Genomic DNA, 20,679 nt, shown 5'->3' on the forward strand with positions numbered 1-20,679 from the left:
CTCACCAGCGATCACGACTGACCGCCACTGCGTCGTGGGCATGCAGGCTCTCTGCATGTTCCACGCGCACCTCGAACCCGGACACCCACTCCAGTTGGCGCAACGCCAGGTGCAGACGTCGGGCGGCATCCTCGCAAAACATCAGGTTCTGGCCATTGGCCAAGGCGAAGGCCTGCTCGTCGGCACGCTTGACGGCCGTCTGCACCGCTGTACCAAGCGCTGCTTCCGCATGGTCGATCAGGCCGATCAAGTCGAGTTCATCACCTGCCAGGCGCACACGTAGACGGGCCTGACTGCGTTGACTGTGGGGTGTTGCGACAATGCCAGCAGTGCTGCCGAGCCATTGCTGGATGGCTTGTCGGTCCAGCAATGGCTCGGCAAAGTCCCTGGCGAACTGCTCCTGGATCAACTGCCTGGCCAATGCCGCCGAACACGGGCAGGTGGAGGAGTAAGGGATGTGCACGGATAGTTCCACGTGGAACATTTCACCGTTCAACTGCGCATCGAGGGTGACGGGATAGCGCTTCCAGCCTGAGAGCGGGCTGATCAACGCAGGGCGCTTGAGCATGTGGTCGAAGCTCAGGCGCAGGTAGGCGGTATCGGAAAGACCTGCATGGCTGAGCAGGAACTGCTCCAGTGTGCGTCGCAGCAACGCCGGGCTCAGTGCCTCGTGCTCCAGCGCCTCCAATGCCAGGTACAGCCGTGACATATGAATGCCGCGGGATACACCATCATCGAGGCTGACGCCGGCGTCGGCATGGGCGCTCAAGGTCTGGCCCCCATGCTGGACCGGCAAGGCGATGCCGGACATGCCGACCCAGTCCAGTGGCAACCTGTGCTGGCTGCTTTGGGCGGCGATATCGGGAAGGCTGAAGCTGGTCATGAAATTATCCTGAATGAAAGGGTACTCACTGGCAGCCGCCGACCAGGCTGCAATGCAGGTTGAAGCGTTGACCACTGGAACTGGACAGCCGATTCACCGACGTCCAGCCGATGCGCCGGCTGTAACCCACCCAGGCTTCGCCGTCGCTGGCCAGGCCTGTGAAGAATGTCAGGGCGCCATGGCGGCTGTTGGTCTGTGCCCAGAGCCGCTTGCCTGCCACTTCGTAACCACGCAGGTAGAAGGTGCTGCCTTCGGTCCGCACGCTGTAGTAGTTGCCCTTGCCATCCTGGCAGGCCAGTAGGGTCGCGCTGCGGGTACACAGGGCAAGTTCGGTGTGCGGCATGGCGAGTAACGGCGCTGGCAGGCTGGCCAGCAACAAGACGACGATGCCAGGTATTTTCATGACGCTCTCCAGACGACCGTTCGGTCAATGCGGCTTGGCGAAATTGTATTGTTATAATATAACGTTGTGCAATGCATCGATTCGAATGCGTCTGCCCGATGAGGTCCGTCATGCCCAACCGCCTTCCCGTTACCGTGCTGTCCGGCTTTCTCGGCGCCGGCAAGAGCACGCTGCTCAACCATGTCCTGCGTAACCGCGACGACCTGCGGGTCGCCGTGATCGTCAACGACATGAGCGAAATCAACATCGACGCCAGTGAGGTCCAGCGCAACGTCAGCCTCAACCGTGGGCAAGAGAAACTGGTGGAGATGAGCAACGGCTGCATCTGCTGCACGCTGCGTGAGGACCTGCTCGAGGAGGTGGCGCGGCTGGCGCGGGAGGGACGTTTCGATTACCTGTTGATCGAGTCGACCGGCATCTCCGAACCGCTGCCGGTCGCCGAGACCTTCACCTTCCGCGATGAACAGGGGCGCAGCCTTTCCGACATGGCGCGGCTGGACACTATGGTGACGGTGGTCGATGGCTTGAACTTCCTGCGTGACTACCAGGCCGCCGACAGCCTTGCCAGCCGTGGCGAGACCCTGGGCGAGGCGGATGAGCGATCGATCAGCGACCTGTTGATCGAGCAGGTGGAGTTCGCCGATATGTTGTTGCTGAGCAAGATCGACCTGATCAGCCAGCACGAACGCGAGGAACTGACGGCCATCCTGCGCAGCCTGAACGCCCGGGCGCAGATCGTGCCGATGGTGATGGGGCAGGTGGCGCTGTCGCGTATCCTCGACACCGGCCTGTTCGATTTCGACCAGGCGGCCCAAGCGCCCGGCTGGTTGCAGGAGCTGCGCGGCGAACATGTGCCGGAAACCGAGGAATACGGCATTGCCGCTAGCACCTGGCAGGCGCGTCGACCGCTCCACCCGCAGCGTTTCTTCGACTTTATCCACACGCCGTGGAGTAACGGACGCCTGCTGCGCTCCAAGGGATTCTTCTGGTTGGCCAGCAAGTTCCAGGAGGCCGGCAGTTGGTCCCAGGCCGGCGGCATGATGCGTCATGGCCTGGCCGGGCGCTGGTGGCGCTTCGTGCCGCGGGAGCAGTGGCCGCAGGATGAAGAGAACATGGCGGCGATTCTCAAGCAGTGGACGGTGGAAACCGGCGACTGCCGGCAAGAGCTGGTATTCATCGGGCAGAACATCGACTTCGCGCAGTTATCCACAGCGCTCGATGCCTGCCTGCTCACCGAAGAGGAAATGGCCCTTGGCCCCATGGCCTGGCTGCGCCTGGCCGATCCGTTCGGCCCCTGGGATGAAGAGGCGGCGGCGTGATGCGGGCTGTGGATATCCGTCAGACCTTTGGCTGCTCGCCGCAGGTGCTGACCGACATTCTCCAGGACGGCGTCAACCTGGCCGTGTGGCAACGCCGTCTGCCAGCACAAGTGGAAGACTTCGTGGCGCTGTTGCTCAGCCTTGGCCAGCCACTGGCGGACGAGCGGGTCGTCGAGGTGGACGAGCGCCAGCCGCCATCGCTGCCAGCATTGCTGCGCGAGGCGGTGGATCTGCAGGGCTATGAGAGCTTTGTTGCCGATGTGGCCTGGTTGGTGGCGGCTTATACCTGCCTGCTCGGGGCACGGCGCATCGGGGTACGCCTGCGGGTGCTCGATGGGGCGATGTGCCCACGCTTTCATGTGGATCATGTGCCGTTGCGGCTGCTGTGTACCTACGGCGGCGTAGGGAGCGAGTGGCTGGAGGAGGGCGTGGTCGATCGTTCACGGCTGCAACATGAGCAGCCGGCTGTGGATAAGGTCCGTCGACTGGCAGCTGGCGAGGTGGCGTTGCTCAAAGGCGAGAAATGGCTTGGGAACGAGGGGGCTGGTCTTATCCACAGATCACCGTTGACGCCTGTGGGTGAGCGGCGGCTGCTGGTGAGCCTGGATTGGCTGTCTTGAGCGGGAGTGTGAACAACATTCGCCCTGCGCCCGCGCTAGACTGGCACGACTTCCCCGATTCGACGCCGACCCATGCTGCAGAATATCCCCACCCATGTGATCGCCGGCCCTTTGGGCGCCGGGAAAACCAGCCTGATTCGCCACCTGCTTGCCCAGCGCCCGGCGGATGAGCGTTGGGCCGTACTGGTCAACGAGTTCGGCCAGATCGGCCTGGATGCGGCCTTGCTGGCCCGAGATGAGGCAGGTATCGCCATCGGCGAGGTAGCGGGTGGCTGTCTGTGCTGTGTCAACGGCATGCCGTTCCAGGTTGGCCTTGGCCGCCTGCTGCGTGCGGCGCGTCCCGACCGGTTGATCATCGAACCTTCCGGACTCGGCCATCCGCTGCAACTGCTACGACAATTGGGTCAGGCGCCCTGGGCTGGGGTACTGGCGGTCCAGCCGCTGCTCATGGTGCTCGACGCCCAGGCGCTGGCGTCGGGTGAAGTGCTGGCGCAGGCGCAATGGTCGGCAGCGGTGGAAGCGGGATTACTGGTACTCAACAAATCGTCATCTGTGGATGACGCCGAACGCCTGTTGATAACCTCGCACCTTCCAGATGTTCCAGGGGTCTGGACGAACCAGGGCGCGGTCTCTTTGCGCCAGTTGCCAGGATTTTCCACAGCCAGATCTGAAGTCGAGGCTAAACCAACGGCAGTTGTGGATAAGGTCCCCCTGTCGTTGTCTGCCCTGTGGGCAAATCCTGGCGAGCCAATTTGTCAGGCACAGCAGGGGGAAGGCGGCTGGAGTGTCGGCTGGCGTTGGCATCCAAGCCAGCGCTTCGACTCCGGGCGCTTGCAAGCGTTTCTGGAAGCATGGCAATGGCGTCGGGCGAAAGGGGTTATCCACAGCGAGCAGGGGTGGCAATCGTTCAATGGACTGGAAGGCCAGTTCCCCGGCTGGCAGGCAAGTGAGTGGCGCAAGGATACGCGCCTGGAACTGATTTTCGCCGAACCGGCGCCGTTGGCCGCATTGCAGGACGGTCTCGCGGCATGTCGCCTCGATGGCTGATCAGTTGCGCCAGCGGTTGTGCTCCTGGCGCCATTGCTGCATTTCGATGACGTTGTCGGTGCGGGGCGGGGTCTTGATCTCGAACGGGTAGGGCGCCAGTTCGATCTGCATGGTATGGGCGCCGAACTGGGTGACGGTGCCGGGGTGGCGTTGCTCGCCGGTGACGGTGAACTCGAAGTTGTAGATGCGCGCCAGGCGCTTCTTGCCATTGGCGTCACGAACGAAGGCGATGCGCTTGAGCGCTACTGCATCGTCGAGCAGCTCGAGATCGAGCTTTGCGCAATGCTGCTTGACCCGCGCCAGGGCCTTTTCGCGCAACCCATGGTTGTGCCACAGCCAGGCGCCCGCGGTCGCCACCAGCATCAGGACGAAGAGGTTTTCCAGGGTCAGCATTTGGGTAAGCTCCAGACAGGTCGATCCAGCTTAACTGCGTCTCTGGCCTGTCGTACAGATGGCAATCGGGTTCATACTGCGGGCCGTACACTTATTCACACAGTTTCGGAATCGCCCTGCATGAAACGTACTCCGCACTTGCTCGCCATCCAGTCCCACGTCGTCTTCGGACATGCTGGCAACAGCGCCGCGGTGTTTCCCATGCAGCGGGTGGGCGTCAATGTCTGGCCACTGAACACGGTGCAATTCTCCAACCACACTCAGTATGGACAGTGGGCCGGTGAAGTGCTCGCTCCGGCGCAAATTCCTGCGTTGGTGGAAGGCATTGCCAATATCGGCGAACTGGGCCACTGCGACGCAGTGCTCTCGGGCTACCTAGGCAGCGCCGAGCAGGGCCGTGCGATCCTCGCCGGGGTGGCACGGATCAAGGCGGTCAATCCCAAGGCCCTGTACCTGTGCGACCCGGTCATGGGGCATGCCGAGAAGGGCTGCATCGTCCCGGCCGAAGTCAGTCAGTTCCTGCTTGAAGAGGCCGCCGCCAAGGCCGATATCCTCTGCCCCAACCAGCTCGAGCTGGACAGTTTCTGCGGCCGCCGGGCGCAGTCGCTGGAGGACTGCGTGGGCATGGCCCGCAGCTTGCTGGCACGCGGGCCGCAGGTGGTGCTGGTCAAGCACTTGAACTATCCCGGGCGGGCCGATGATGCTTTCGAGATGCTGCTGGTGACCCGTGAGGCGAGCTGGCACCTGCGCCGGCCATTGCTGGCCTTCCCGCGCCAGCCGGTGGGGGTGGGCGACCTGACCTCGGGGCTGTTCCTCGCCCGGGTGCTGCTCGGCGACAGCTGGGTCCAGGCTTTCGAGTTCACCGCGGCAGCAGTCCACGAGGTGCTGCTGGAGACCCAGGCCTGCGCCAGCTACGAGTTGCAACTGGTTCGGGCCCAGGACCGCATTGCCCATCCGCGCGTGCGCTTCGAGGCGCAGCGCCTGGCCGACTAGATCGCGTCGGTCTTCAGGTTCTGGTAGCGCTGCTCCAGTTCCTGGCGAATCTGCCGGCGCTGCTGGCCTTGCAGGAAGCGACGCTTCTCCTCGCTGTCTTGCGGCTGGCGCGGTGGAACCTTGACCGGGCGGCGATCGTCATCCACCGCGACCATGGTGAAGAAGCAGCTGTTGGAGTGACGCACGGAGCGCTCGCGGATGTTCTCGGTGACCACCTTGATGCCCACCTCCATCGAGGTATTGCCGGTGTAGTTGACCGAAGCCATGAAGGTCACCAGTTCACCCACGTGCACGGGCTCACGGAAGATCACCTGGTCCACCGACAAGGTCACCACGTAGGTGCCGGCATAGCGGCTGGCGCAGGCATAGGCGACCTCGTCGAGGTACTTGAGCAGCGTGCCGCCATGTACGTTGCCAGAGAAGTTGGCCATGTCCGGTGTCATCAGGACGGTCATGGTCAGCTGGGCGTTTCCAGGTTCCATAGAGAGCTCACGGTGAATTTTTGCTGAATCGGGGCGGGTATCTGCAGACACTTCTGTTCCCCTCTTTGAGGTTTCCCATCCTGGTACGGGACGTCGGCTGACGCTCCATCGTCACGCTGATATTGCCATCACCGGTGCCAAATCTGCCGATCTGTTTCTGCATATTGCATCGGCAATTTGCGACAAGGCGCGATGTTAACCTGACAGCGCCCATGCAACGTGGGCTTTTCCACCAATCACAAGAGTATGTGCCTGCTTTCGCCGTCGGTAGTTTCCGGCAGAGGAGCGGTCCGCCCCGTGCATCGAGAACAGGAGTCGTAACGCCATGCATGCCATCAGCTTCATCCAGGATCTGGCTGTGATCATGCTGGTCGCCGGGGTGGTGACCATTGTCTTTCACCGTCTCAAGCAGCCTGTAGTGCTCGGCTACATCGTCGCCGGCTTCATCATCGGCCCGCATACGCCGCCCTTTGGCCTGATCCACGATGAAGACACCATCAAGATCCTCGCCGAACTGGGGGTGATCTTCCTGATGTTCTGCCTGGGGCTGGAGTTCAGCCTGCGCAAGCTGTTCAAGGTGGGGGCCACGGCGTTCATCGCCGCGTTCCTGGAAATCGTGCTGATGATCTGGATCGGCTTCGAGATCGGCCGCTGGTTCGGTTGGAACACCATGGACTCGCTGTTTCTCGGTGCGATCCTGGCGATTTCCTCGACCACCATCATCGTCAAGGCGCTCAACGACCTGAAGATGAAGAACGAGCGCTTCGCCCAGCTGATCTTCGGCGTGCTGATCGTCGAGGACATCCTCGGCATCGGCATCATTGCCCTGTTGTCGGGCATCGCGGTCAGCGGCACGGTCAGTTCCGGCGAAGTGTTCTCCACGGTGGGCAAGCTTTCGCTGTTCATGGTGGTCGCGCTGGTTGTCGGTATCTTGCTGGTACCGCGGCTGCTGGCCTACGTGGCGAAGTTCGACAGCAACGAGATGCTGCTGATCACCGTGCTGGGCTTGTGCTTCGGCTTCTGCCTGCTGGTGGTCAAGCTCGAATACAGCATGGTGCTGGGCGCCTTCCTGATCGGCGCGATCATGGCCGAGTCGCGCCAGTTACTGAAGATCGAACGCCTGATCGAGCCGGTTCGTGACCTGTTCAGCGCCATTTTCTTCGTTGCCATCGGCCTGATGATCGACCCGCGCATCCTCGTCGAATACGCCTGGCCGATTCTGGTGATCACCTTGGCGGTGGTGATGGGCAAGATGCTTTCCTGTGGCATGGGGGCGTTCATCGCGGGCAACGATGGGCGTACCTCGCTGCGAGTAGGGATGGGCCTGTCACAGATCGGCGAGTTTTCATTCATCATCGCGGCGCTGGGGATGACCCTTCAGGTCACCAGTGACTTCCTTTATCCGGTGGCCGTGGCGGTGTCGGCCATCACTACCTTGCTCACGCCTTATCTGATCCGTGCCGCCGACCCGTTGTCGCTGAAACTCGGCAAGGTGGTACCGCGTCGTCTGGCACGGGTACTGTCGCTGTACGGTGAGTGGCTACGCAGCATCCAGCCGCAGGGTGAGGGCGCCATGCTGGCGGCGATGATCCGGCGCATCTTGCTGCAGGTAGGGGTCAACCTGGCCCTGGTGATCGCGATTTTCTTCAGCGGTGGGTATTTCGCCGGACGTATCGGGGCCTGGCTCAGTGAGTGGATCGGCGATGCCGGTCAGCAGAAGGCATTGATCTGGGGAGCTGCGCTGCTATTGTCGCTGCCTTTCCTGATCGCGGCCTATCGCAAGCTCAAGGCACTGTCGATGCTGCTGGCAGAAATGGGGGTCAAGCCGGAAATGGCCGGACGGCACACGCAACGGGTACGACGTGTGATCGCCGAGGTGATTCCGCTGCTGTCGCTGCTGGTGATCTTCCTGCTGCTGTCGGCGTTGTCGGCCAGCATTCTGCCGACCAACGAGCTGCTGCTGATCATCGCGGTGGTAGCGGCGGTGGTGGTCGCAGTGCTGTGGCGCTGGTTCGTGCGTGTGCATACACGCATGCAGGTGGCTTTGCTGGAGACGCTGGAGAACAGCCGTGATCACACGCACTGAGCAGGAGGGCCGCTCTCTGCGCAAGATTTCACCGTCGTCCGAGGGGATGGAGCGGTAGCGATGTCGCCAGGCGCAGAAAGCCTGGCGATTTTAGGCACTTTAATGGCGCTAAGCCATTATTTTTCCTGTGTTTATCCCACTGGTGGCATTCCATTGCACGGCGCCGGGGCGGATCAGCTCTCCAGCCACACGTCCCGCGCCCAGTGCCAGACCGACTCCCAGCTGTCTTCGGTGACGATTTCTTCCTCGCCGGACCACAGCACCACGGTGCCGTCTTCCTCGACACAGTAATAATCGTCGCCATCCTGGCAGATCGGGATGAGGTCGCGCGGGACACCGGCATCCCAGGCATTGGCGGCGACGTCCGGCAGGTAGGTGTGGGATTGCGGATCGGTCACGGTCACCGGCTCAAGGCTGCCATAGACCACGTCGCTGACGGTCAGCAGGTACTCCTTGAACACGAACGGGATGTTGATGAACAGCTGTTCCTCGATCTCGACCAGCTGATCCTCGTCTGGCAGCTCCAGCGGCACCGGCACCGGCTCGTTGGCTTCGCGCAGTTGTTCGATCACTTCTTCCACGGTTCACATCCTCTGACCTTATGACAACGCTGCGCGTTATACCCTAGTAGTCGACTATGGCAAAAGCAAAAACCCCGGGACAGGCCCGGGGTTTTTTGTGCAACGTGCGACGGTCAGCCGTTTTGACGGATACCGGCCAGCATCCAGGGCTGGTTTTCACCCTGGGCGCGTTCCATGTGCCAGCTCTCGTTGAACGCTTCACCCTGATCGAAGCGCGAGGTCTTCGACACGCCACGGAAGGTGAGGGTGGCGATGGTCTTGTCGGCGCGGTCGTCGACACCTTCCAACTGCACATCGAGATCATCGATGTAGGTGGACTGGAAGCCCTCGCCCTGCTCGGCGCGCTCGCGCTTGAGGAAGTCGAGCATCTGCGGGGTGACGAACTCGGCGATCTTGTCCATCTCGTTGGCGTCCCAGTGCTGCTGCAGCGACTGGAAGTGCGAACGGGCTGCGGCCAGGAAGCTGGCTTCGTTGAACCAGGCCGGGGCGTTGATCACCGGAGCGGCGGCCGGTGCGGCTGCACCACCGAAGATCGACTGCGGGGCAGCAGGCTGCGGCTGGGCTTCGCGCTGGTACGGCGCATGGCCGGCGGCGGCGTGCTGCGGCTGCTGGGCACGACGACGGGCGGCGATGAAGCGGAAGACCAGGAAGGCGATCAGGCCCATGATCAGGAAGTCGAAGATCTGCATGCCCTGGAAGCCATCGCCCATGAACATGGAGGCCAGCAGACCACCGGCGGCGATACCGGCCAGTGGGCCCAACCAGCGCGAAGCACCGCTGGCGGCAGCCGGGGCGCGACCTGGTGCGGTCGGGGCGGCGGCGGGGGTGGTCGGGGTTGCCTGGCGGGTCTGGTGGATTGGCGCGGAGCCCGAGCTCTTGCCACCACCGAAGCGCTTGGCGTTTGCGTCGAGGCTCAGCGTCAGGCCGACGCACAGCGCCAGTACGATGCTAAGAAAACGTTGCATATATGGGGATTCCCGTTTGTGTGGATTGCACGCGCGTCATGGTGCACATGAAGAAGCTGACATAGCTAGCGACAAGATGTTTCGAGCTTTTGCCTGACAGGCAGATTTTTCAGACGGACGTCATCTGAAAAGACCATCACAGGTAAGCCCGTTTCCCTGTAGGAACGCCCCGGCAAGGCCGCACCTACAGAGATCGCGCATGGTGTCAGATGGCTTCGAGCTTGGCGTAGCCGAGCATCAGCCACTTGCTGCCTTCCGAGAAGTTCACCTGCACCCGGGCCTGGGCGCCCGAACCCTCGAAGTTGAGGATCACGCCTTCGCCGAACACGGCATGCTGCACACGCTGGCCGAGGCTGAAGGCGGTCTGCGGAATGCTGGCATTGGCGAACAGGCTGCTGGCGGGTGTCTTGGCGCCGCCGAACGGCCGGCTGACGGTGTTCGACAGGCGTACTTCCTGCACCAGCCCTGCCGGAATTTCCCGTACGAAGCGCGACACTTTGTTGTAGGTCTCGCTGCCATACAGGCGACGGGTCTCGGCATAGGTCATGATCAGCTGGCGCATGGCCCGGGTGATGCCGACGTAGGCCAGGCGCCGTTCCTCTTCCAGACGACCGGGTTCTTCCAGGCTCATCTTGTGCGGGAACAGCCCTTCCTCCATGCCCACCAGGAACACGTGAGGGAACTCCAGGCCCTTGGCGCTGTGCAGGGTCATCAGCTGGATGCTGTCCTCGTGCTCGTCGGCCTGGGCGTCGCCGGCCTCCAGCGAGGCGTGGCCGAGGAAGGCCGACAGCGGCGACAGGTCGCCGTCTTCGTCGCTGGTCTCGAAGTTGCGCGCGGCGCTGACCAGTTCCTCAAGGTTTTCCACCCGTGCCTGGCCTTTTTCGCCCTTCTCTTCCTGGTGGTAGATGATCAGGCCGGACTGCTCGATGACCGTCTGGGTCATCAGGTGCAGCGGCATGTCCAGCACCTTGGCGGCAAGGTTCTCGAGCAGCTCGATGAAGGCGCCCAGGGCGCTGGCGGCACGGCCCTTGAGCGCCTTGGCGGCGAGCAACTGGCACATCGCTTCCCACATCGACAGCTGGCTGTGGCGGGCGTGGTCGCGGATGGCCTCGACGGTCTTTTCGCCGATGCCACGTGGTGGCACGTTGATGACCCGCTCCAGCGCGGCGTCGTTGCCACGGCCTTCGAGCAGGCGCAGGTAGGCCATGGCGTTCTTGATCTCGGCGCGCTCGAAGAAGCGCTGGCCGCCATAGATGCGATAGGGGATGCGCTCGCGCAGCAAGGCCTCTTCCAATACCCGCGACTGGGCGTTGGAGCGGTACAGAATGGCGATCTCGTTACGCGCGGTGCCCTGCTTGATGATGCTCTCGATGGTCTCGACCACGTAGCGTGCTTCATCGTGCTCGTTGTAGGCGGCGTACAAGGTGATCGGCTCGCCTTCGCCCATGTCGGTCCACAGCTCTTTGCCCAGGCGCCCGCTATTGTTGGCGATCAGGGCGTTGGCAGCCTTGAGGATGCCGCCGGTGGAACGGTAGTTCTGTTCCAGGCGGATCAGCTCGGCGTCGGGGAAGTCGGCGGTGTACTGGTGGATGTTCTCGATCTTCGCGCCGCGCCAGCCGTAGATCGACTGGTCATCGTCGCCCACTGCCATCAGGCTGTCGCCACCCGAGGCGAGCAGGCGCAGCCAGGCGTACTGCACGGCGTTGGTGTCCTGGAATTCGTCCACCAGAATGTGGCGGAAGCGGCGCTGGTAGTGGCGCAGCAGGTCGGGCTGGTCGCGCCACAGGTCGAGGGCGCGCAGCAGCAGCTCGGAGAAGTCGATGACCCCGGCGCGTTCGCAAGCCTGCTCGTAGGCCACGTAGATGTCGCGCATGGTGGTCAGGTACAGGTCGCCGCCGGGCTGGATGTGCCGTGGGCGCAGCCCCTCGTCCTTCTGGCCGTTGATGAACCACTGGACCTGGCGTGCCGGCCACTTTTGCTCGTCGAAGCCCAGCTCGCGGATCACTCGCTTGATCAGGCGCTGCTGGTCGTCGCTGTCGAGGATCTGGAAGTTCTGCGCCAGCCCCGCTTCCTGCCAGTGGGCCCGCAGCAGGCGGTGGGCCAGGCCGTGGAAAGTGCCCACCCACATGCCGGCCGGGTTGATGCCCAGCAGTTGCTCGATACGCTGGCGCATTTCCGCCGCGGCCTTGTTGGTGAAGGTCACCGACAGGATCGAGTGCGGCGAGGCCTGTTCGACCTGGATCAGCCAGGCGATGCGGTGTACCAGCACGCGGGTCTTGCCCGAGCCGGCACCGGCCAGCACCAGTTGGCGCCCCAGCGAGGCGGCTACGGCCTGGCGTTGGGCGTCGTTGAGGGAGTTCAGCAGGAGGGAGAGGTCGTCATTGTGCATCCGGGCATTCTATGGCTGTGCGGGGGCAGGGGCAAACGCCTGCGGCGCAAATCGCTGCGCCAGGCGGTATCCGTTCATCGACCACCCTGGCTGGCCCGCGTGGTTGAGCGGTCGAAAGCGGACGGGCGGGACATTTTGGAATTCATGACGCAGAGCAGTTTGGTACGGCGTGACGCTTGTGTATTCTCCCTGCTCGTTTGCGCTCAGCCATAACAAGAACTCTACAAGAAGCCAGCCATATGACCCAGGATTGCAGGGCGATCGGAGCATCGCCGGAGACGACACGGAGCGTTCGCAGGCAATTCGCCACCCAGTTGTCCATCGAGCGGACTCGCCTGCTGTACCAGGGCTCCCTGTTGCCCACGCTGTTCATGCTGCTCAACGGCTTGCTCTGCGCCTGGCTGCTGTGGAGTCCCGGACGCTATCTGCTGGTCGGCGTGTGGCTGGCCTGGTTGCTGGCGCTGGTGGCGTTGCGGGTCATCCAGGTGGCGGCCTTCGAGGCTGCCACTGCGGTGCGCCAGGCCAAATCGACCTGGCGGCGCATGTTCCTCTTCGGCTCGGCGTTCAGTGGGCTCACCCTGGCCAGCGCGGCGATCGCCCTGGCTCCTGTGGAGAACTTCGTGCAGCAGGCCTGGGCATTCGGCCTGCTCGGTGCGGCGGCGCTGTCGGCCAGCGTCGCCTATGCAGTCAGCCTGCCGGCGTTTCTCAGTTTCGCCTTGCCTTGCCTGTTGCCGCCGATCGTCTTCCTGTTCATTCATGACGCCGGCCAGCAGCGGGGCTGGGGCTGGTTGGGGTTGATCGCGCTGGGCGCGCTGATGGTGGTGGCCTGGCAGGTCAACCGACTGATCGAGCGCGGTTTGCTGCGGCGCTTCCAGAACCAGGCGTTGATCGAGCACCTGCAAAGCGCCCAGCGCCTGGGCGAAGACCTCAACCATCAGCTCAGCGGGGAGATTCGCCAACGCCGTCAGGCCGAAGATGAGCTGCGTCAGGCCCATGCCGGTCTTGAGCAACGCGTGGCGCAACGCAGCCATGAGCTGGACCTGGCCAACCAGGCGCTGAGCAAGAGTGAGCAGCGCCTGGCCTTGGCCCTGGAGGCCAGCGAGCTGGGGCTATGGGACTGGAACCTGGAAACCGACGAGGTTCACCATACCCAACTGCAGGCGCTGTTCGGCCTCGACGCCGACCGGGTCCGCACGGTGCGCGCCGACCTCAAGCCACGCATGCACCCTGACGACCTGGCATTGCTGCGGCGCACGCTCGTCGAACACCTCAAGGGGCGTAGCGAGGACTACCGGGTCGAGTACCGGGTGCGCCATGCCCAGGGCCACTGGTGCTGGATCGAGGACCGTGGCCGGGCGGTCGAGCGCGATGGCGCAGGCAAGGTGCTGCGCATGCTCGGCACGCGTCGCGATATCACCGCGCAGAAGGAGCAGGAGGAACAGCAACGGCTGGCTGCCACGGTGTTCGAGGCAGCCAGCGAGGGCATCGCCATTCTCGATGCCGAGTTCCAGCTGTTGGCGGTCAATCAGGCCTTCTGTGATGTCACCGGCCATGGTCGCGCCGAACTGATCGCCCGCAATGCGCTGGAGCTGCCTTGCAGCCGCGATGCGCGACGCCACAGCCAGGTCATCGACCAGGCACTGGAACAGCAAGGGCGCTGGCAAGGCGAACTGGTAGAGGCACGCAAGAACGGCGAGTTGTATCCACAATGGCTGCAGCTCAACAGCGTGCGCGACGCCCGAGGCAAGATCGTCAATATTGTCGGCTTCTTCACTGACTTGTCGGCACGTCGCGAGTCGGAGGAGCGCTTGCGCTACCTGGCGCACTACGATGAATTGACCGGCTTGGCCAACCGTGCGCTGTTCCGCCTGCGCCTGCACGAGGCGGCACAGCGCATACGCCTGAACGGTCGCAGTCTGGCGTTGCTGCATGTGGACCTGGACCGCTTCAAGCTGCTCAATGAAAGCCTGGGGCATGAGTTGGCCGACCAGTTGTTGAAGAAAATGGCCCAGCGCCTGGCCAATGCGGTACCTGAGGCGGACACCGTGGCGCGCTTGTCAGGCGACGAGTTCGCCGTGTTGTTCGATGGTTACACCAACCTGTCCAGCCTGGTGCGAGTCACCACCCGCCTGCTGGACAAGTTGCGCGTACCCCAGCGGGTGGGTGGACATGAGGTGGTGATCAGCGCCTCGGTGGGAATCAGCCTGCTGTCGGACGCCAACTTTGATCTCAACATGCTGGTCAGCCAGGCCGACATGGCCAAGCAGCACGCCAAGCACCTGGGTGGTGACAACTTCCAGTTCTACACCGAGAGCCTGCGCGCCAGCACCCTGGAGCGTCTGCAACTGGAAAACCAGTTGCGCAAGGCGATCGACGAGGGGCAGTTGCTGGTCTACTACCAGCCCAAGTTGTGCCTGCGTACCGGGCAGTTGCATGCGGCCGAGGCGTTGGTGCGCTGGCAACACCCGGAGTGGGGGATGGTCCCGCCCAGCGAGTTCATCGGCCTGGCCGAGGAAACCGGGCTGATCGCGCCGATGGGCGAGTTCGTCCTGCGCCAGGCCTGCTGGCAGGCGTGCGAATGGTTGCGTCAAGGTATGGAGGTACGGGTCTCGGTCAACCTGTCGGTGTACCAGCTGCGTCAGGGCAAGCTGGTCAGCCTGGTTCGGCAAGTCCTGCAGGAGTCTGGGCTGGTGCCGCATCTGCTTGAGCTGGAACTGACCGAAAGCCAGTTGATCGACAGCGTCGAGCACATCATCGTCACCTTCGAGCAGTTGCATGGCCTGGGGGTGAAGCTGGCCATCGATGACTTCGGTACCGGTTATTCGTCGCTGAGCTATCTCAAGCGCTTCCCGGTGGACTACGTGAAGATCGACCAGGCGTTCATTCGCGGCCTGCTCGAAGGCAGCCAGGACGCGGCGATCACGCGGGCGATCATCGCCATGGCCAAGAGCCTGCAATTGAAGGTGGTGGCCGAAGGCGTGGAAACCCTGGAGCAACTGGCATTCCTGCGCGAGCATGGGTGCGATGAAGTCCAGGGTTATCTGATCAGCAGGCCGGTGGACGCCGCAGCGTTCGAGGTCTTGTTGCAGCAACCACGCACCCGATGGGAAGCCTGAGAGGCGGTTGCAGCACGTGGATCAGTGGGGTTCGGTGATGCTGGTGATCAGCTTGCCATCGTGGATCCCTGGCAGAAGGAGCCATTTCAGCTATGCCAGTGGCTGCCCCGGCGTGCCAATAAGCTATTGGCCTGCTCCGGGCCATTGCTGCCGGCGGAGTAGGGACGCGGCGCCTGGAAGTGTTCTTCCCAGCCTTGCAGGATCGGGTCGACCCAGGCCCACGCGGCTTCGACCTCGTCGCGGCGCATGAATAGCGTCGAATCACCCTCCAGCACGTCCAGCAACAGGCGCTCGTAGGCGTCCCAGCGACGGGTCTGGGCGAAGGCCTGGGCGAGGTTGAGGTCCAGCTCCACCGGCGCCAGGCGCATGCCCTTGCCCGGGCTCTTGGTCATCATGCGCAGGCTGATGTGCTCGTCCGGCTGCAACTGGATCAGCAACTGGTTGACCTGGCCGCCACTGAACAGCTCGTGGGGCACGGGCTTGAACTGGATGACGATCTGCGACGAGCGACGTGCCATGCGCTTGCCGGTACGCAGGTAGAACGGTACGCCGGCCCAGCGCCAGTTCTCGACATGCGCCTCGACCGCAACGAAGGTCTCGGTGTCGCTGTCGTTGTCCACGTCTTTCTCGAAGTAGTAGGCCGGCACTTCCTGGCCACCGATCTTGCCGGCGCCGTACTGGCCGCGTACGGTCTTGTCCTGCACGTCCTGGCCGGTGATCGGCTTGAGCGCGCGAAGGATCTTCACCTTCTCGTCACGCACTGCCTCGGCCTCGAACTGTGCCGGGGGCTCCATGGCCACCAGGCACAGCAACTGCAGCAGGTGGTTCTGCAGCATGTCGCGGATCGCCCCGGCACGTTCGTAGTAGGCGCCGCGGTTCTCCACGCCAAGCGTTTCGCAGACGCTGATCTGCACATGATCGACCTGGCTGTTGCGCCACACCGGCTCCAACAGGGCGTTGGCAAAGCGCAGGGCCATGAGGTTCTGCACGGTCTCCTTGCCCAGGTAATGGTCGATGCGGAACACCTGCGACTCGTCGAACACTTCACCGATCGCCTCGTTGATCGCGGTCGCCGAGGCCAGCGAATGGCCAATAGGCTTTTCCAGCACGATGCGGGCTTCTCTGTCGGCCAGGCCGGCGATACGCAGGTGATTGGCGATGGGCACGAACAGCGTGGGCGCGGTGGCCAGGTAGTAGATACGGGTCAGCCCGCCAGGCTCGCCGAGATAGCGGGCCAGGCGCACGAAGTCGGCGCTCTGCGCAGCGTCCATGGGGAAGTAGTCCAGGCGTGCCGAGAAGCGCTGCCAGACATCTTCGTCGAAGTCCTGGCGGGCGATCTGCGCCCGGCAATGACGCTCGGCGAGCTTGACGTAGTCGATACGCGGCAAGTTGCGCCGGGCCAGGGAAATGATCCGCACGGCGTTGTGCAGACGTTCCTCGCGATACAGGTGATAGAGCGCCGGCAGCAGCTTGTGCAGGGCAAGGTCGCCGGTACCGCCGAAAACCAGGATGTCGCAAGGAATAGTCAAACCACCACTCTCCACGTTCGTTTAGCTGGGCGGGTTGGCAAGCATGTAGTATAACTACAAGAAAGCTACATCCCGGCCAGCCGATCATAACCGAGTCCCGCCCGTGAATCTGTTGCAACATATCGCCCAATCGCGCCACCTGCTGCGCAAATCGGAACTCAAGGTAGCCGACCATGTGCTGCTCGATCCGGCTGCCGTCATGCACAGCTCGATGGCCGACCTGGCGCACAGCGTGGGCATCAGCGAACCGACCATCGTGCGTTTCTGCCGGGCGATCGGTTGCTCGGGTTTCCAGGACCTCAAGCTCAAGCTGGCCCAGAGCCTGGCCGCTGGCGCCAGTTTCGGCCAGTTCGCCATCCACGAGGATGACTCGGTCGCCGACTACAGCCTGAAGATCTTCGACACCACCCTGCACACGCTGATGGAAGTGCGCGAGCACCTCGATCCGCAAGCCTTGCAGCAGGCGGTGACCGCCATGGCCCAGGCCCAGCGCGTGGAGTTCTACGGTTTCGGTGCCTCCGGCGCGGTGGCCGCCGATGCCCAGCACAAGTTCTTCCGCCTGTTGCTCAGCGCCGCCGCCTATTCCGACCCGCACATGCAGGCGATGTCGGCGGTGACCCTGAAGCCGGGCGACGTGGCGGTGTGCATCTCCCAGTCGGGCCGCTCGAAAGACCTGCTGATCACCGCCAACCTGGTGCGTGAGAGCGGTGCCAACCTGATCACCCTGTGTCCCAGCCAGACGCCGCTGGCCGAGCTGTCGACGGTCAACCTGGCCATCGATGTGCACGAGGACACCGAGATCTACACCCCGCTGACCTCGCGCATCGCCCACCTGGTGGTGATCGACGTGCTGGCCATGGGCGTGGCCATGGCCCGCGGACCGAGCCTGGTGAACCACCTCAAGAGCGTCAAGCGTAGTCTGCGCAGTCTGCGGTTGTCGCCCAAGTCGATCAAGGCTGCCGACGACTGATCCATTGCTTGCAGGCAAGAACAGCACTACCGCCGCAGGAGCCTGCGTAGCCGGTGCTGCGTTCTGCGGCGCCTGCAGGTTTCACGATTTCGTCACCATTTTTCCGCCAAACCGTAAACCTCCTGGGCCAGTCTGAAACTCCCCGCATCCTATCTGGGAGACAGGCAATGGCACATGATCACGAAGGTGTGTACCAACCCAACGCCAAGGCTCGCAAGCAGCAGGAAAAGGACCAGCGCCGCATGGAGTTCCGCCGCGCCATCGAGAGCTACTGCGACCAGCGCCAGCTGTTGCGCGATATCACTGACTACCCCGACCTGCAAGACATCACGGTGTGGCAGGTATCGGCGGCAGCTTCCCCGAAAACCGTTCCACAAGCCCGCTGATCTGCGCACGCTCGCCGCGGATGAACGCCTGGAACGCCAACGCCACCGGCGACTGCCGCTTGGCCTTGGACTGCACCAGGCACCAGCTGCGATACAGCGGCAGTTCCTCCACCGGCAGTTCGCGCAGTATCCCGGTAGCCAGTTCCATGTTCACCGCATGGCGGGTCAGCAGGGCAATGCCCAGGCCGGCCACCACGCATTCGCGCTGGGCATCGGTGGAGGCCACTTCGAGGGTCTGGGTGAAGTGCACCCGCTTGTCCTTGAAGAACTCCTCGCAAGCCCTGCGGGTGCCCGACCCCTGTTCACGGACCAGCAGGGTATGAGGCTCCAGGTCCTGCAGGCGCAGTTGCTCCAGCTTGCACAGCGGGTGATCCGGCGGCGCCACGGCGATGATCGGGTTGTTGAGGAAGGGCAGGAACTCCAGGCCCATGTCCTGGGGCACCATGGACATGATGATCAGGTCGTCACGGTTGTCCGACAGGCGCCGGATCGCCTGGGCCCGGTTGACCACCGTGAGGGTCAGGTTGACCTCCGGGTGGCGTTGCTTGAAGGCGGCGAACAGGTGTGGCACGAAGTACTTGGCGCTGGACTCGATCGCCAGCTTCAGTTGCCCTTGCAGTGAGCCCTGCATGTCAGACAGCTGCATGTCGAGGTTCTCCAGGCGCCCGAAGATGTCCCGGCTGGCCCGTTGCAGGGCTTCGGCCGCTTCGGTCAGGTAGAGCTTCTTGCCGACGTACTCGAACAAGGGCTGGCCGACCAGTTCCTCCAGTTGGCGGATCTGTAGACTAACGGCGGGTTGCGTCAGTGCCATCTCCTCGGCCGCCCGGCTGTAGGAGCGCAGATCACATACCTCATTGAAGACCTGCAACTGACGTAAAGTCATACGCATCAAGGACTTACGCATTTTCTCCGGCACTCCGGCAAAATCTTGTTACCTAACTATAAGCTTTTGCTAATACTGCCTCTAACAAATATTGATTTTTGTTTATCGACCTTCAGCGCTAGGGTGAATATGCGACTGGCCAGCGACGTCTGGTCACGCGCCGACCGGTAGAACCGGATCGTCTGTTCCTACGGCTTTGGGAAGAATCCAGTGATAAAAAAAATCCTGATCGCCAACCGGGGTGAAATCGCAGTTCGGATCGTGCGTGCCTGCGCCGAGATGGGCATTCGCTCCGTGGCGATCTATGCCGATGCCGACCGTCACGCCCTGCACGTCAAGCGCGCCGACGAAGCCTACAGCATCGGCGCCGAGCCGTTGGCCGGTTACCTCAATCCTCGCAAGCTGGTGAACCTGGCGGTGGAAACCGGTTGCGACGCCCTGCATCCAGGATATGGTTTCCTGTCGGAAAACGCCGAACTGGCGGAAATCTGCGCCGAGCGCGGGATCAAGTTCATCGGCCCGTCCGCCGAAGTCATCCGCCGCATGGGCGACAAGACCGAAGCCCGCCGCACCATGATCGGCGCCGGTGTGCCGGTGACCCCAGGTACCGAAGGCAACGTTGCCGACATCCACGAAGCCCTGAGCGAAGGTGACCGGATCGGTTATCCGGTGATGCTCAAGGCCACCTCGGGTGGCGGTGGTCGTGGCATTCGTCGCTGCAACAGTCGCGAAGAGCTGGAGCAGAACTTCCCGCGGGTGATCTCCGAGGCCACCAAGGCCTTCGGTTCGGCGGAAGTGTTCCTGGAAAAGTGCATCGTCAATCCCAAGCACATCGAGGCGCAGATCCTCGGTGACAGCTTCGGCAATGTGGTGCACCTGTTCGAGCGCGACTGCTCGATCCAGCGCCGCAACCAGAAACTCATCGAGATCGCCCCGAGCCCGCAGCTGACCCCGGAGCAGCGCGCCTACATCGGCGACCTGGCGGTGCGCGCGGCCAAGGCGGTCAACTACGAGAATGCCGGTACCGTGGAGTTCCTGCTCGCCGATGGCGAGGTGTATTTCATGGAAATGAACACCCGGGTGCAGGTGGAGCACACCATCACCGAGGAAATCACCGGAATCGACATCGTCCGCGAGCAGATCCGCATCGCCTCCGGGCTGCCACTGTCGGTCAAGCAGGAAGACATCCAGCACCGCGGCTACGCGTTGCAGTTTCGCATCAACGCCGAAGACCCGAAGAACAACTTCCTGCCCAGCTTCGGCAAGATCACCCGTTACTACGCCCCCGGTGGTCCGGGCGTGCGCACCGACACGGCGATCTACACCGGCTACACCATTCCGCCGTTCTACGACTCCATGTGCCTGAAGCTCGTGGTCTGGGCATTGACCTGGGAAGAAGCCATGGACCGCGGCTTGCGGGCCCTGGACGACATGCGCGTGCAGGGGGTGAAGACCACCGCCGCGTACTACCAGGAAATTCTGCGCAATCCGGAATTCCGTAGCGGTCAGTTCAACACCAGCTTCGTCGAAAGCCATCCCGAACTGACCAACTACTCGATCAAGCGCAAACCCGAAGAGCTGGCCCTGGCCATCGCCGCCGCCATCGCCGCCCACGCAGGCCTGTGAGGAACCGA

The 20,679-nt window shown here is 63.0% G+C and carries 18 protein-coding genes; 9 read left to right on the top strand and 9 right to left on the bottom strand.

What is annotated here, in order from left to right; genetic code table 11:
* Position 1: 1 nt before the first annotated feature.
* Positions 2-883: a GTP cyclohydrolase FolE2 gene (gene folE2, locus F3J43_RS17915; RefSeq protein WP_166889593.1), complete on the bottom strand. Its 882-nt coding sequence runs from the start codon at positions 881-883 to the stop codon at positions 2-4.
* Positions 884-908: 25 nt separating this feature from the next.
* Entirely contained in the window at positions 909-1,286 is a 378-nt protein-coding gene (locus F3J43_RS17920) for a glutamine synthetase (RefSeq protein WP_166889596.1), read from the bottom strand.
* Positions 1,287-1,396: 110 nt separating this feature from the next.
* Between F3J43_RS17920 and zigA the strand changes: the two genes are divergently transcribed.
* The 3 genes from zigA to F3J43_RS17935 all read left to right on the top strand — a co-directional run bounded on the left by zigA (position 1,397) and on the right by F3J43_RS17935 (position 4,272).
* Complete coding sequence (zigA, locus tag F3J43_RS17925) at positions 1,397-2,605, top strand: zinc metallochaperone GTPase ZigA (protein WP_166889598.1); 1,209 nt, start codon at positions 1,397-1,399, stop codon at positions 2,603-2,605.
* Positions 2,605-3,225: a DUF1826 domain-containing protein gene (locus tag F3J43_RS17930; RefSeq protein WP_166889601.1), complete on the top strand. Its 621-nt coding sequence runs from the start codon at positions 2,605-2,607 to the stop codon at positions 3,223-3,225. The genes zigA and F3J43_RS17930 overlap by 1 nt, the downstream gene beginning before the upstream one ends.
* A gap of 72 nt (positions 3,226-3,297) precedes the next feature.
* Positions 3,298-4,272 carry a CobW family GTP-binding protein gene (locus tag F3J43_RS17935; RefSeq protein ID WP_166889604.1) on the top strand — a complete coding sequence of 325 codons (975 nt, stop codon included), beginning with the start codon at positions 3,298-3,300 and terminating at the stop codon, positions 4,270-4,272.
* Here F3J43_RS17935 and F3J43_RS17940 read toward each other — a convergent pair whose 3' ends face one another.
* Entirely contained in the window at positions 4,273-4,665 is a 393-nt protein-coding gene (locus F3J43_RS17940; protein WP_166889607.1) for a DUF3301 domain-containing protein, read from the bottom strand. It abuts the gene before it with no gap.
* Between the two features lie 120 nt (positions 4,666-4,785).
* On the opposite strand from F3J43_RS17940, the gene pdxY reads away from it, so the two are divergent.
* Positions 4,786-5,658 carry a pyridoxal kinase PdxY gene (gene pdxY, locus F3J43_RS17945; protein ID WP_166889610.1) on the top strand — a complete coding sequence of 291 codons (873 nt, stop codon included), beginning with the start codon at positions 4,786-4,788 and terminating at the stop codon, positions 5,656-5,658.
* Here the strand turns inward: pdxY and F3J43_RS17950 are convergent.
* Positions 5,655-6,140, bottom strand: coding sequence for an acyl-CoA thioesterase (locus F3J43_RS17950; RefSeq protein ID WP_166889613.1), 486 nt, complete (start codon positions 6,138-6,140; stop codon positions 5,655-5,657). The genes pdxY and F3J43_RS17950 overlap by 4 nt on opposite strands.
* Positions 6,141-6,465: 325 nt before the next feature.
* Between F3J43_RS17950 and F3J43_RS17955 the strand changes: the two genes are divergently transcribed.
* Positions 6,466-8,226, top strand: coding sequence for a cation:proton antiporter (locus tag F3J43_RS17955; protein ID WP_166889615.1), 1,761 nt, complete (start codon positions 6,466-6,468; stop codon positions 8,224-8,226).
* Positions 8,227-8,399: 173 nt separating this feature from the next.
* Here the strand turns inward: F3J43_RS17955 and F3J43_RS17960 are convergent, their stop codons facing one another.
* The 3 genes from F3J43_RS17960 to uvrD all read right to left on the bottom strand — a co-directional run bounded on the left by F3J43_RS17960 (position 8,400) and on the right by uvrD (position 12,161).
* On the bottom strand, positions 8,400-8,807 hold the full coding sequence (locus F3J43_RS17960) for an SMI1/KNR4 family protein (protein WP_166889617.1): 408 nt from the start codon (positions 8,805-8,807) through the stop codon (positions 8,400-8,402).
* A gap of 113 nt (positions 8,808-8,920) precedes the next feature.
* Complete coding sequence (locus F3J43_RS17965) at positions 8,921-9,772, bottom strand: Tim44 domain-containing protein (protein WP_166889620.1); 852 nt, start codon at positions 9,770-9,772, stop codon at positions 8,921-8,923.
* Between the two features lie 205 nt (positions 9,773-9,977).
* Complete coding sequence (gene uvrD / locus F3J43_RS17970; protein WP_166889621.1) at positions 9,978-12,161, bottom strand: DNA helicase II; 2,184 nt, start codon at positions 12,159-12,161, stop codon at positions 9,978-9,980.
* Positions 12,162-12,400: 239 nt separating this feature from the next.
* Between uvrD and F3J43_RS17975 the strand changes: the two genes are divergently transcribed.
* The gene (locus F3J43_RS17975) at positions 12,401-15,277 is read left to right on the top strand and encodes a putative bifunctional diguanylate cyclase/phosphodiesterase (RefSeq protein WP_166889623.1); all 2,877 of its coding nucleotides are present in this window, start codon (positions 12,401-12,403) and stop codon (positions 15,275-15,277) included.
* Positions 15,278-15,363: 86 nt separating this feature from the next.
* Here the strand turns inward: F3J43_RS17975 and zwf are convergent, their stop codons facing one another.
* Positions 15,364-16,806, bottom strand: a complete 1,443-nt coding sequence (zwf, locus tag F3J43_RS17980) for a glucose-6-phosphate dehydrogenase (RefSeq protein WP_166889626.1) — start codon at positions 16,804-16,806, stop codon at positions 15,364-15,366.
* Between the two features lie 103 nt (positions 16,807-16,909).
* Between zwf and hexR the strand changes: the two genes are divergently transcribed.
* Entirely contained in the window at positions 16,910-17,776 is an 867-nt protein-coding gene (gene hexR / locus F3J43_RS17985; RefSeq protein WP_166889628.1) for a transcriptional regulator HexR, read from the top strand.
* Between the two features lie 167 nt (positions 17,777-17,943).
* Positions 17,944-18,162: a PA3496 family putative envelope integrity protein gene (locus F3J43_RS17990; protein WP_166889630.1), complete on the top strand. Its 219-nt coding sequence runs from the start codon at positions 17,944-17,946 to the stop codon at positions 18,160-18,162.
* Here the strand turns inward: F3J43_RS17990 and F3J43_RS17995 are convergent.
* Positions 18,104-19,066, bottom strand: a complete 963-nt coding sequence (locus F3J43_RS17995) for a LysR family transcriptional regulator (protein ID WP_166889632.1) — start codon at positions 19,064-19,066, stop codon at positions 18,104-18,106. The genes F3J43_RS17990 and F3J43_RS17995 overlap by 59 nt on opposite strands.
* A 189-nt stretch (positions 19,067-19,255) precedes the next feature.
* Between F3J43_RS17995 and F3J43_RS18000 the strand changes: the two genes are divergently transcribed.
* Positions 19,256-20,671 carry an acetyl-CoA carboxylase biotin carboxylase subunit gene (locus tag F3J43_RS18000; protein ID WP_166889634.1) on the top strand — a complete coding sequence of 472 codons (1,416 nt, stop codon included), beginning with the start codon at positions 19,256-19,258 and terminating at the stop codon, positions 20,669-20,671.
* Positions 20,672-20,679 lie beyond the last annotated feature (8 nt).

The organism is Pantoea sp. Cy-639 (genome assembly GCF_011752525.1).
Classification (GTDB): Bacteria; Pseudomonadota; Gammaproteobacteria; order Pseudomonadales; family Pseudomonadaceae; genus Aquipseudomonas.